Origin of the sequence: Pseudoalteromonas sp. B160, from assembly GCF_037162485.1 — a bacterium.
In the GTDB taxonomy this organism is placed as follows: domain Bacteria; phylum Pseudomonadota; class Gammaproteobacteria; order Enterobacterales; family Alteromonadaceae; genus Pseudoalteromonas; species Pseudoalteromonas rhizosphaerae.
The window spans coordinates 1,982,069-1,995,522 of the sequence record NZ_JARLUX010000001.1 but is presented as its reverse complement, the minus strand read 5'-3'; the positions used below and the strand labels follow the sequence as shown (position 1 = coordinate 1,995,522).

Genomic DNA, 13,454 nt, shown 5'->3' with positions numbered 1-13,454 from the left:
TGTGTTTAATTTCTATGATTTTAATGCGCGTGGTTTACCGTTTGTATTTTTTAGCTTTTTAATCTGCTCACTCAGTTTAAGCTTTGCTACCATCAAACACTTTTTAATCGAACGCGATGCCCAAGTTACTGCACAGCAGAGTAAAATAGCCCAAAGTGAAGCACAAGATGCCATCTTACAAGAACGTTTAGAGCTGCAAGAACAAGCTAGGTTAGATTTAGAAGCAAATATAGAAGAGCGAACGTTTGAACTTCAGGTCACTCTGCGTGAGCTTGAAGAAAAGAATCGCGCACTTGAACAAATCAATATGGAAGATCCATTAACACAAATAAAAAATCGCCGCTATTTCGATAAAAAGCTAGTAATGGACTTGCGTCGCTCTCGTCGGGAGCAAACATCTTTAAGCGTGATAATGCTCGACATAGACCACTTTAAGAGCATTAACGACACCTATGGGCACTTAATTGGCGACCAAACTATTCGTGCTGTGGCTGACATTATAAAAAGCCATTTAAAACGCCCACTTGACGAAGTAGCCCGTTATGGTGGCGAAGAGTTTGTTATCTTACTCCCCAATACCGCCCTCGGTGGTGCTGTAGAAATAGCGGAGCAAATCCGCCAAGCAATCATGGATGCGACAATTACAGTAGCAAACAATGAGATAAAGTTTACTATTAGTGCTGGTGTATATAGCGCCATCGCTGAAGACATTCACAATCCGGGATTATTCACCGACTGCGCCGACAAAGCACTTTATCATGCCAAGCAAAGTGGGCGTAATCGTGTAGTTAGTTTTCCAATTTTAGACTAGGAGCAAATAATGGCCCAATCAGGTCTCGACCTTTTCCCTTATACTCGCATGCGCAGAATGCGCCGCAATGATTTCTCTCGCCGCTTGATGGCTGAAAATCAACTCAGTGTGAATGACTTAATTTACCCAGTATTTGTGCTTGAAGGTAACAATCGCCGAGAAGCCATTGCATCGATGCCAGGCATAGAGCGCTTATCGATTGACTTACTGCTGATTGAAGCAAAAGAGTTGGTTGAATTAGGTATTCCTGCAATCGCTATTTTTCCGGTCACCCCTGCGGACAAAAAATCATTGCTTGCTGAAGAAGCTTACAATGATGATGCACTGGCACAACGCACTGTACGCGCACTCAAAGAAGCCTATCCAGAATTAGGGGTAATCACCGATGTAGCACTTGATCCCTTTACAGTGCATGGGCAAGACGGAATTATCGACGATGATGGCTATGTAATTAACGACATCACGACAGAAATATTAGTTAAACAAGCGATATCTCATGCACAAGCGGGTGCAGATATTGTTGCCCCTTCAGATATGATGGATGGCCGCATTGGCGCGATCCGTGAAGCGCTAGAGGCTGAAGGCCATATTCATACACGCATTATGGCTTATTCAGCTAAATATGCCTCAAGTTACTATGGACCATTTCGTGATGCAGTCGGTTCGGCTGGTAACTTAAAAGGTGCGGACAAAAAAACCTACCAAATGGACCCAGCTAATTCCGATGAAGCCATTCGTGAAGTAGCGCTGGATTTACAAGAAGGTGCTGACATGGTGATGGTGAAACCCGGTATGCCTTATTTAGATATCGTACGCCGAGTTAAAGATGAATTTGGTGTGCCGACGTTTGCTTATCAAGTGAGTGGCGAGTACGCGATGCATAAAGCGGCGATTGATAATGGCTGGCTTGCTGAAGAAGCCACAATTATGGAGTCCTTGCTTGCTTTCAAACGTGCTGGCGCTGACGGTATTCTTACCTATTTTGCAAAGCAGGCTGCACAACTGCTAAAAAGGTAAGCCTTATACATTTTTAATTTAGAAAAGGGCGATTCTGCGCCCTTTTTATTTCCATATTATTAACATTTTGTATTTTCTTTGTCATAAATTTTCCTTAAACTGTTTGTCCCACTCGGGACACAATACACGGGAAAAAATAATAATGTTTAAAACAAAAATAACGCCATTGGCGCTTGTAATTGCAAGCCTCAGTGCACCAGCTTCTGCTAATTTAATAATTTCAGAATATGTTGAAGGTGGTAGTAACAATAAAGCAATTGAGCTTTTTAATACCTCTGGCGAAACACTATCGCTTGATGGCTATAACATCTCACTTTTCGCCAATGGCAATGGCGACCTGACAGCTCCAAATAATACACTTGCTCTATCCGGTAGCTTAGCCGCCAATGGCACCTATGTAATCGTAAATGCAGGCTCTGTAGACGAGCTTAAAGCTAAAGCTGATATTGAAGCAACCGTTACTTATTTCAATGGTGATGATGCATTGGTACTTACGAAAGACGGCACTATTGTTGATAGCTTTGGTCAGTTAGGCGTTGACCCTGGTAGCGAATGGTCAGCCGGAGGTGTTAGCACCAAGGACAAAAGCTTACGTCGCAAGCTAAGTATTACTGCAGGTCGCAGCGATGCTACTGCGTCATTTGATCCAAGTGAACAATGGCTACAATTTGATAAAGATGACTTTTCAGGGCTCGGTTTTCATGGTGAGAGTACTGAGCCAACCCCAGATCCAGAACCAGTTATTCCATTAGAATGCGGCGCAGCTAAAACACTTATCAGCGCAGTACAAGGTGAAGGTGGTGATAGCCCTCTATTAAACACAGAAATTGAGCTGGAAGGCGTAGTAACTGCTGATTTTCAAGGTAGTGAGCAATTAAGTGGCTTCTTTATTACATCACTTGATGCAGATATTGATACAAACCCACTTACTTCTGAAGGTATCTTTGTTTATTTTGCTAATACCGATGTCAATGTTGGTGATCACGTGCGAGTTAAAGGCAGTGTCGCAGAATACTTTAATGCCACCCAAATTGGTGATGTTAGTCAAGTGGAAGTATGTGCTACAGGCTTAACGCCAACAGCAACAAGTATCACTCTCCCTGTTAATAATGTAACCGATTTAGAAGCTTATGAAGGCATGCTGGTTTCACTAGAACAACCGCTGGTTGTTAGCAACAACTATGGTTTAGGCCGTTATGGTGAAGTAGGTCTTGCCACAGAACGCTTATATCAAGGTACACAAATAGCCCTTCCTGGTGATGCTGCTAACGCTGTTGAAGCCGAAAACATAAAAAAACAAATCTTACTTGATGATGGTTCAACGAAGCAAAACCTTGACCCAGTTTCTTACCCTGGTACTGGCTTAGACGCTTATAACACATTACGTTTAGGTGATTCTGTAAACGCAATCACTGGTGTAATGGGTTACAGCTTTGATCGCTATCGTATTCACCCAACAGTACAACCAACTTTTGTTGCAACTAACCCACGTACAAATGCGCCAGAACTGCACGCTGATGCAGATATTCGAATTGCAAGTTTTAATGTCCTTAACTACTTTAATGGTGATGGTCAAGGTGCTGGTTTCCCAACCAGTCGTGGCGCTGATAGTGAAGCTGAATTTATTCGCCAACAAGCGAAAATTGTCAGTGCACTTGTTGCTATAGAAGCTGATGTTATCGGCTTAATGGAAATCGAAAACGATGGTTTCGGTGCAAATAGCGCTATTGCTAGTCTAGTTAATGCGTTAAACGATGAAGATAGCAATAATGAATACGCCTTTGTTAATTTTAACGTAGATAAAATTGGTACTGATGAAATTACCACCGCACTTATCTACCGTGCAAATAAAGTCGCACAAGTTGGCACCGCAGCTATCACAACCCAATATCCATTTGACTATAGTAACCGTACACCTATCGCACAAAGCTTCAAATCACTTGAATCAGAAGAAGTATTTACTGTTGCTGTAGCACATTTAAAATCCAAAGGTAGCTGTGGCAGTGCCGATGGCAACAATGCCGATTTAGGTGATGGGCAAGCATGTTGGAATGAGATCCGCGTTGCTGGTGCTAATGGCTTTGCAGACTGGCTTGATAGCAAGCCAACAGGCATAGACGATGAGGACATCATATTAGTAGGTGATATGAATGCCTATGCGATGGAAGATCCAATACGTGCATTTGCAGACAAAGGATTTAAAAATGTCGTTGCAGAATTAGATGGTAACACTCTTGGCTATTCATATAGTTTTTCTGGACGTATGGGCAGCCTAGATCATGCAGTTGCCAGCCCAAGCTTACTCGCGAAGGTTGTTGCAGCGACAGATTGGCATATCAATGCTGATGAGCCGATCAGTCTGGATTATAACGTAGAGTTTAAATCTGATTCTCAAGTTGCTAGCTTGTATTCAGAGAGTGCTTATCGTGCCTCTGATCATGATCCTGTAATTATTGATATTCAATCTGCCCCTGCTGTAGAGCCAATTCCTGAGCCACAAGCTCCAGTTCTAGAGCCTGAGCAGAGTTTTAGCATCAGTGAAAATAGTCCAATTGGCACTGTCATTGGTCAATTGAGTTTTAGTGATGCCGATGCACAGTACACACCCGTTATTGGCTTCATTGTATCTGGCCACGATGCAGTAACTATAAATGAGCAAGGGCAACTAATCGTTGCTGGTGATTTAGACTATGAGTTTGAAAGAAAAATCACATTAATGGTACAAGCAAAAGACAGTGCTGGTAATTTATCAAATGCGCAGCTTGTTTACATTAATATCGCTAATGATGAGACTGATGACGAAGACGATGACTCAGGTTCATTATTTTGGTTAACGTTACTGGCGTTACCACTAACATTCCTACGCCGTAAAAAAGCGTAGTATAAACTAAACTCTGCTTGTAATAAGTTTATTCAGCAGAGTTCAGATTAGTAAAAAGGCCGCTAAACTGCGGCCTTTTTTATGCATTACATTGGGTATGCTGTGAATTATTACAGCTATTCTTCTTACTATACCAATACATAATTGACTGCTGAGCTTGATCATCAAACTGCCAATTATAAAAGTGGATTACTTTGCTATCTTCTAAAGAAACCGATAATACAGTCAGTAATTTTAATGAGTTAAATTGAATATCAATAATTTCATCTGCATTAATATATTTTTTACCTAACCCCTGAGAGTAATAAATGCCCGCTTTATAACAATGCAAAAAGCGTAAATTGATGATGCTCAAAATTGAGATAATAAATATAACAGGAACAATAATTAGGGCTAAAAAAGTCTGATTTACAGCAAAGATGATTGTTAGCAAAAAAGCAACAGCACAAAGGGTTAGTATCATAACTAACTGCAACAGCCAGTTTGGGCTCAATTTAATTGAATTCATATAAACGTCCTAAAAAGTACACATATATGTCTCTTTATTCGAGAGACTTCCATTTCTCTAATATGCGTATATGGGTGGCATAAGCGGGTATTCTACCTGTATTAGTAACTAAGATTCAAGTAATTGCACTACTTTTTACCTAGTTATAAATAACTAGTTTAATTAGTAAGACAGCCAGCTTTTAAACTACAACTGATGAGTGGAATAACGTTTAAGCTGCAGTAATAAATAGTTGATTCTTTTTCTATTATTTAACTGTTTGCTTAAATAACTACTAAAGAGTGCTAACGACTCATTGCTAGCATCACAACAAAAAAGTATTCGATTGTTGGAGGGATAATATTTCTGGCAATAAAAAACCCGCAACAAGTGCGGGTTTTTTAAGAGTTTAAAGGCTAATTACTTAGCAGCTTTTTTCTCTTTTTCTGCAGCGATTACAGTTTCAGCTACGTTTTGTGGACATGGTGCATAGTGTGAGAACTCCATAGAGAACTGACCACGACCTGATGTCATTGTACGTAATGAACCGATGTAACCGAACATTTCTGATAACGGAACGTCAGCTTTAATACGAACGCCTGTTAAACCAGCTTCTTGGTCTTTCATCATACCACGACGACGGTTAAGGTCACCGATTACATCACCAACGTGATCTTCTGGAGTGAACACGTCAACTTTCATGATTGGCTCAAGAAGTTGTGCGCCCGCTTTAGGGATCGATTGACGGAAAGCGCCTTTAGCAGCGATTTCGAATGCGATTGCAGATGAATCCACGGCATGGAAGCCACCGTCGAAAAGTTCAACTTCAACGTCAAGCACTGGGAAGCCAGCTAGCACACCTTCGCTCATCATTGACTTGAAGCCTTTCTCAACTGCAGGCCAGAATTCTTTAGGTACGTTACCACCAACAACTGATGATTTAAACGTGAAGCCTGAAGCAACTTCGCCTGGCTTGATGCGGTAGTCGATTTTACCGAACTGACCAGAACCACCTGATTGTTTCTTATGCGTGTAGCTATCTTCGATTTCACGAGTGATAGTTTCACGGTAAGCAACCTGTGGTTGACCAACGATAAGATCTACGCCGTAAGTACGCTTAAGGATATCAACTTTGATATCTAAGTGAAGCTCACCCATACCTTTAAGGATAGTTTCGCCTGAATCTTCATCAGTCTCAACTTGGAAAGATGGATCTTCTGCAACCATTTTACCGATAGCAACACCCATTTTCTCATTACCGCCTTTATCTTTAGGCTGTACAGCAATCGAGATTACTGGAGTTGGGAATACCATTGGCTCAAGTGTTACTGGGTGCTTAGGATCACAAAGAGTGTGACCAGTTTGCACGTTTTTCATACCTACGATTGCAATGATGTCACCAGCTTGTGCGCTAGTTAATTCGTTACGGTCGTCTGCTTGCATCTCAACCATACGGCCAACACGCTCAGTTTTACCAGTAAACGCGTTAAGGATAGTGTCACCCTTATTAAGTTTACCTGAGTAAATACGTACGAAAGTTAATGCACCAAAACGGTCATCCATGATCTTAAACGCTAACGCTTTGAATGGTTCGTCAGTAGATACGATTGCGAATTGACCATTTTCGTTACCTTCTTCATCCATAAGAGGTTGAGGATCAACTTCTGTAGGAGATGGTAAGTAGTCAACAACAGCGTCAAGTACTAATTGCATACCTTTGTTCTTGAAAGCAGAACCACAGTATGTAGGGAAGAAAGCAAGGTCACGAGTACCTTTACGGATACAACGCTTGATATCTTCTAAAGAAGGCGCTTCACCTTCCATATACGCTTCAAGAAGTTCGTCGTCTTGCTCTAGAGCAGTTTCAACTAGCATTTCATAGTATTCTTCAGTTTTGTCTACCATGTCAGCTGGAACGTCTTCGATCGTGTAGTTCTCTGGAAGACCAGTTTCGTCCCAGATGTATGCTTTTTTAGTTAAAACATCAACAACACCACAGAACTCATCTTCGATACCGATTGGTAACGTCATGATTAGTGGGTTTGCGCCAAGTACTTTACGTACTTGCTCTGTTACACGGTAAAAATCAGCACCCATACGGTCTAATTTATTTACGAAAATAACACGTGCAACTTCTGATTCGTTAGCATAACGCCAGTTAGTTTCTGATTGTGGCTCAACACCACCAGAACCACAGAATACACCGATGCCGCCATCAAGTACTTTTAATGAACGGTATACTTCAACTGTGAAGTCAACGTGTCCAGGAGTATCGATAACGTTAAAACGGTGATCTTTCCAGAAACAGCTTACAGCCGCAGACTGGATAGTAATACCGCGCTCAGCTTCTTGTTCCATGAAGTCAGTTGTTGATTCACCATCATGAACCTCACCAGTTTTATGGATTTGACCAGTAAGCTTTAGGATACGCTCAGTAGTCGTGGTTTTACCCGCATCAACGTGCGCGAAAATACCAATGTTTCTGTACTTCGATAAATCTGCCATTATTTTACTCTTAATAAAGTCGAAAAATTATTCGGCGGGAGTATAGCATTACTTATAGCGAACATCACCATACATGTCGCTTAAAATGCAATCAATCTTATAATATTTTACTTTCTATGGGTTTTGAAGCGCATAGCCACACTAAAGCCGAGCGCTTTAGCCATTTTATGCACTTTTAAAAAAGCACCGCTGACCCTTCACATAGGTCGCCTGAATACTAAAATCGCTGTTTAAAATAGCAAAATTCGCATGTTTACCTTCCGCTAAAGAACCAACTTGGCTGGCAATATTAAGAAATTGCGCGGGCACAATGCTGGCCATATTTATCGCCTCACGTAGCTCAACACTGCCTAATTGATGCATATTTTTAACTGCTTGCTCAAGCGTTAAAGTGCTGCCAGCTAACGAGCCGGAGGCAGTTCTCGCCACACCTTGTTGCACAACAACATCCATTTTACCCAATTTATACTCACCATCATTTAGTCCACCGGCATTGATACAATCACTGATCAAAGCGATTTTTTGTGGACCTTTTAGCTTATAGATCAGCTTTAAAATTGTAGGATGAAGATGTACACCATCTGCAATCACTTCAACAAGTGCGTCATCATTCATCAATACCGCGCCAGCACAACCTGGATCACGATGATGAATGCCACGCATCCCATTAAAAACATGCACCCCACCGCATGCGCCATGCTCAAGTGCGCTTTGAGTTTGTTCATAATTGGCATCACAGTGACCAAGCATTACCCTAATTCCTTGCGCTGTCAGGTATTCAATTAATACATTTGCGCCTGGCTTTTCTGGCGCCAACGCAACCACTTTTAAGCTACCCGTGGCTGCATTAATCATCGCTTCTAGATGCGACTGCGATAGCTCTAAAAAGTAATCTTGATTGTGCGCGCCTTTATGAACTTCACTAAAAAACAGGCCCTCACTATAGCCACCTAGCACCTGTGCACCGCTAGGTTGCTGCGTGTATGCCTGACCAATTACACTCATAGCATTAAGTGTTTGTTGCCAATCGGTGGTCACTGTCGTTGCTAAAAAGCCTGTTACTCCATGCTCTGCAAGTGAGCATGAAATCGTTTCAATACTACTCATTTTACAATCAATCACATCACAACCTTCGCGACCATGAATGTGTAAATCAATTAAGCCTGGAATAATTGCAGCATTACCATAATCATCAATAGGCACACCGGCTGTAGGGTTTTGCGTAAAATGACTAATAATGCCATTTTCAACTAACATGAAGTGATTTTTAAGTACTCGTTCTTGACAATAAATTATATCAGCTTTGACGTAAAACACGGATCCAATCATGCCAGCGCTCCCACTTGTTCTTTGGCCAAAATAGCGGCACCGCGAGCGCCACTGGCATCGCCAAATTCAGCAAGCACTATTTTTGGCACCCGAATATCAGCAAATACATACGGTACGATTGCCTCTTCAAGCTTGCTCATTAGTTCATCAACTAAAGACATACCGCCACCAACTACAATCACCTCAGGGTCATAGGCCATAATAATTGCCGCAAAAGTACTGCCAATTAAATCCAAATAACAGGCAAAGCTTTGTTGGCAAAATACGTCGCCTTTTCTCAACCCTTCAACAATTTCAAAAGTAGTTAATACTTCGCCAGAAAAGTGCTGGTAAATTCTCGCCAAGCCAGGGCCTGCAATATAACTTTCAATGCACCCTGTTAAACCACAGCCACATTTTAAAATAGGTAACTGGTACTTCTGCTGTAACACTGCAGAAAGTGCGTAATGACCGTATTCACCTGCAATTCCCTGGGCGCTTTTATACAATTGACCATCAATACACAGCCCACCACCCGCACCAGTACCAAGAATTGCACCGAACACCGGGTATGTTGCAAACCAACGCTGCTGCGCGCTTCTGAGAGTGCAAAACAGCGGCAATCGTTTTCGATCGCAACCGGGCGATTTATTAACTGAGCTAAATCTTGCGCGGCATTTTTACCGGTCGCATGAGGCACGTTAGCCGACAGTACTTGTTGGTTCGCATTAACAATGCCAGGCATACCAATACCGACCGCACCGTGACATTGATATTTATGATCAGCACTTAAAATCATACCTACTAACGCATTTAGAAAGTCTTGATAACTATTTTGCGGAGTCGCAATGCGCCATGATTCAAGTTGCTTTAATGAAGCGTCAAATACAGCAAGCTCAATTTTACTACCGCCAATATCAATGCCATAAATAAACTGCTTAGTCATTAATATCACCTTGTTTTAGCGGGTAAATCGTCACCCCTTGCACCACTCTGTTTACTTCACCAGTTGGGCATGGGTTATCTACTGTAATGCCTAATTGCCACGCTTTATAGAACGACATTATTTGCGCGCAGACCATATAATATAAGCCATTAAATACATCGTCTAATTGCTGCATCACCGCGTCATCTGGCAGCGTCAAGGCGTGAACATCAATAGCTTTATTATCGCGACGTAACTCATTCAACAAATCAATATCGTACTGCTTGGTATAGGTATTAGTTGAGCCAAATAAAACAATTAAGGTTTTATCATCAACCAATGATTTTGGGCCGTGACGAAAACCAAGCGGGGATTCAAAATACCCCATAACTTGACCCGCACTTAATTCTAATAATTTTAATGCTGATTCTTGCGCATAGCCTTTTAAGGATCCTGCGCCTAAATACACTAAGCGATGCATAGGCAGTTCAGCCAATGTTTTTAGTTCAGCTAATTTACCAGCAATATTTTTTTCAACCGCTTCTGCAATAGTTAAAACAGCGTTATCTGCATCACTAAATATTGCCACACTTGCCACCAACATTGAGGTAAAACTACTGGTCATAGCGAAGCTGTGATCAAGTGTTTGCGTAGGCATCAATAACGAGAAATAGTTTTCATCTTGCGCTACTTGTTTATGCAGTGCTCCATCAGGGTTACAAGTAATAAATAGATGCGCGCAGTGTTTTACATAGTTATTCACTACATCAACAGCGGCAACACTTTCAGGACTATTGCCCGAGCGTGCAAATGACACTAATAAAGTTGACTTATTTGGCTGTAAATACTGCTCTGGGCAGGCAACAAGCTCTGTGCTACTAACACTTCGACAAGCAATATCCAATTGTTGATTCAAATAACCAACAACCGCCTCACCAACATAAGCTGAGGTACCGGCACCGGTAAAAATTATTTGCGCATTTGGCTTATCTAATACGCCTGCAAGCCAACTATCTAGCTGCGCTCGCGCAGCTTTTACAATACTGAGCGTTGCTCGCCAACAATCGGGCTGCTGCATAATTTCTTTTGCAGTCCATAAACTATTTTTAGCTTCTAAAAGGGTTTCATCAATTGCTAAATAACTAGACATTACTACCTCACTTACGTCTATTGTTGTTTAAAACACGCATCTGCGTAGCGACTGGTTACTTGCATTATGTGATGAAGTACCAAAGATTTAGGGCTGTTTTGCAGGGTGTTATTTCGCACTGCAAGATACTGCAATGGCATATATTGGCTTAGTAACGGCAGTGGTATCGGTTGTTTTTGTAAATTACAAAATAGCTTATCAACGGCAGCTTGATTGCCTTGTTGTCCCCAGTAATAACGGATTCGATCACTAAAACTAAAGCGACGATAAAGCTGCTGCACTGATTTATCAACTTGATAAAAACGCTGCCAATTTTTCGGAAACTGCTGCATATCGGCATCAATAACAGTGCGTATATGTGAACATTGCTCGGTGTCTATTAGCGCATCTTCAATATGGCTTAATGCAAATAATGCCTCACGCAAAGCAAAGGTAAGCTCTGGGCCCACTTTTAAAATCGCAAAATGATCATTTACTAATTGTTGATACGCAATGGGCGTTTGATAATCAGTTGAATGTGCTTCAAAGGCAATGCCATCAACGGCCTTTATATATTGCTTTAGCCGTTGCGCTTTAGCGCTATCATAATCAAATACTTGCGTGTTATCGAATTCCACACCTGGCTGTACAACCAAGCCAACTACTCGCTGCCATGCCGATGATAACCCCTGCTGTAAAAATGCATCGTGATGCAATGCCAATGTACTAGCAACATGGTCAGTTTCTGTGACTGCAAGCGTATCTATTTGCTCATCGGCACCACCGGGCGGCGGCACCTCAGTACCAATAACATAGACTAAGTCACTGCGGCCAAAGGTATCTAATGCTGTTTGTTCAGCCACTGCACACAACTGCGCCGCACGTGTTGCAACTGTTTCATCTGCTAAAATTAATTCATCATCGGCGCAGCGCATACTGGTGTCTAAGTGAATTTTTTTGAATCCTGCACCAACATAACTGGCGATCAACTGCTCAGCTTTTTGCATCGCCGATTCAGCGCTTTCATCACACCAACACACAGGGCCTAAATGGTCACCGCCAAGGATCAGCTTATCAATTGCAAACTCTTGCTTTGTCGCAAGCTGTTCAATAAATGCCATAAAATCAGCAGGTAACATACCCGTATAACCACCAAACTGATTGACCTGATTAGCGGTTGCTTCGATTAATAAATAACTATTATCTTGTTTGGCTTGCAATATGGCAGCTTCTAGCACCAATGGATGAGCGGAACAAACGGCATAAATACCCTGTTTTTCGCCGCGTTTATTCGCTGCGATTAATTGCTGTAATATCGTCATTGCAAGCCTCTTCGTTAGATAATCTTTGTTTAGTTATGAAAGTTAAAGATCGAGAATATGTAACCGCACACCTGCATCTTCGAGCGCGGTTTTTATCTCTGCTGGAATTCCACTGTCTGTAACCAGTACGTTTATTTCACTGGCGGCAATAATTTTATGCACGCCTTTACGATTAAATTTACTAGAATCTGTTACTACTATGATCTCTCGCGATACTTCACACATCACCCGATTTAGCAGAGCTTCAAGCTCAAAGTGCGTTGTAATACCAATATCTTTTTCAAAGCCATCAACACCCAAAATTAACTTATCAAAGTGATATTGTTGTAAGTGCTGTTCAGCTTGGCGGCCATAAAATGACAGTGATTTTTTACGTAGCGTGCCACCAGTCATTAACACTTCAACCGATGGCGCATTAAGTAGTGAGTGCGCCACATTTAAGCCATTGGTCATCACAACTACGCCGTGGTGGCTGGTTAGATTTTTAGCGACTTCTTCAGTTGTTGTCCCTGAGTCTAAAATAATCGATTCACCATCCTTAATTAGACTCGCTGCAAATTTACCTAAGCGCTCTTTAATACCGCGATTTGCATCGTGTTTTTCTTTTAATGATAATTCTTGAGTTAAGCGATTACTGGCAACTGCACCACCACGGGACCGTACCAACAATCCTTTTTCATCCAACTCATTTAAGTCGTTACGGATAGTTACCGTTGAAACACCAAACAACTGAGCTAACTCAGGAACCTGCACCCGCTCTTGTTTGTAGACCAATTGCACAATCTCATGACGCCTTTCGATAGTGTTAAGCATGCCCGCTCTCTTTCATTGTTAACTTTCATTCATTGTACGCAGCTTTCGTTTACTTTCAATTCAATTTTTTTACATTTATCTTTAAACATTAAAAAGTGAAATTAAACCATTGTAAATAAAGACTTTAAAATAAAAAATAAAAAACAACACCACCAAAACGAAAGTAAATGAAAGATTTTTATCTTGCATTGACATTTCATTGTGTGTACAAATAAAAGCCTGCGAAAACAAATTTACAAATAATAAACAATAAGGG

General features: G+C 41.4%; 11 protein-coding genes. 3 read left to right on the top strand and 8 right to left on the bottom strand.

From position 1 onward, the window contains the following. Window position 1: 1 nt before the first annotated feature. The 3 genes from P4S61_RS09225 (at window position 2) to P4S61_RS09215 (ending at window position 4,709) form a co-directional block, all read left to right on the top strand. A complete protein-coding gene (locus P4S61_RS09225) occupies window positions 2-811 on the top strand; it encodes a GGDEF domain-containing protein (protein WP_337118182.1) in 810 nt (269 codons plus the stop codon). Window positions 812-820: 9 nt separating this feature from the next. Beyond that, the gene (hemB, locus tag P4S61_RS09220) at window positions 821-1,828 is read left to right on the top strand and encodes a porphobilinogen synthase (protein ID WP_145240066.1); all 1,008 of its coding nucleotides are present in this window, start codon (window positions 821-823) and stop codon (window positions 1,826-1,828) included. Between the two features lie 142 nt (window positions 1,829-1,970). After that, window positions 1,971-4,709, top strand: a complete 2,739-nt coding sequence (locus P4S61_RS09215) for an ExeM/NucH family extracellular endonuclease (RefSeq protein ID WP_145240068.1) — start codon at window positions 1,971-1,973, stop codon at window positions 4,707-4,709. Between the two features lie 79 nt (window positions 4,710-4,788). On the opposite strand, the gene P4S61_RS09210 is transcribed toward P4S61_RS09215, so the two are convergent. The 8 genes from P4S61_RS09210 to agaR form a co-directional block, all read right to left on the bottom strand. After that, a complete protein-coding gene (locus tag P4S61_RS09210; protein ID WP_145240070.1) occupies window positions 4,789-5,217 on the bottom strand; it encodes a hypothetical protein in 429 nt (142 codons plus the stop codon). A 399-nt stretch (window positions 5,218-5,616) separates the two neighbouring features. Then, the gene (gene fusA / locus P4S61_RS09205) at window positions 5,617-7,701 is read right to left on the bottom strand and encodes an elongation factor G (RefSeq protein WP_145240072.1); all 2,085 of its coding nucleotides are present in this window, start codon (window positions 7,699-7,701) and stop codon (window positions 5,617-5,619) included. A gap of 165 nt (window positions 7,702-7,866) precedes the next feature. Further along, on the bottom strand, window positions 7,867-9,030 hold the full coding sequence (gene nagA, locus P4S61_RS09200; protein ID WP_337118181.1) for an N-acetylglucosamine-6-phosphate deacetylase: 1,164 nt from the start codon (window positions 9,028-9,030) through the stop codon (window positions 7,867-7,869). Then, window positions 9,027-9,518, bottom strand: coding sequence for an ROK family protein (locus P4S61_RS09195; RefSeq protein ID WP_337118894.1), 492 nt, complete (start codon window positions 9,516-9,518; stop codon window positions 9,027-9,029). Before P4S61_RS09195 ends, nagA begins: the two co-directional genes overlap by 4 nt. Beyond that, the gene (locus P4S61_RS09190; RefSeq protein ID WP_337118180.1) at window positions 9,428-9,955 is read right to left on the bottom strand and encodes an ROK family protein; all 528 of its coding nucleotides are present in this window, start codon (window positions 9,953-9,955) and stop codon (window positions 9,428-9,430) included. The genes P4S61_RS09195 and P4S61_RS09190 overlap by 91 nt, the downstream gene beginning before the upstream one ends. Then, window positions 9,948-11,084 carry an SIS domain-containing protein gene (locus P4S61_RS09185; RefSeq protein ID WP_145240078.1) on the bottom strand — a complete coding sequence of 379 codons (1,137 nt, stop codon included), beginning with the start codon at window positions 11,082-11,084 and terminating at the stop codon, window positions 9,948-9,950. Before P4S61_RS09185 ends, P4S61_RS09190 begins: the two co-directional genes overlap by 8 nt. A 17-nt stretch (window positions 11,085-11,101) precedes the next feature. After that, entirely contained in the window at window positions 11,102-12,385 is a 1,284-nt protein-coding gene (locus P4S61_RS09180; protein WP_149982228.1) for a D-tagatose-bisphosphate aldolase, class II, non-catalytic subunit, read from the bottom strand. A gap of 42 nt (window positions 12,386-12,427) precedes the next feature. Then, a complete protein-coding gene (agaR, locus tag P4S61_RS09175) occupies window positions 12,428-13,198 on the bottom strand; it encodes a transcriptional repressor AgaR (protein ID WP_145240083.1) in 771 nt (256 codons plus the stop codon). Window positions 13,199-13,454 lie beyond the last annotated feature (256 nt).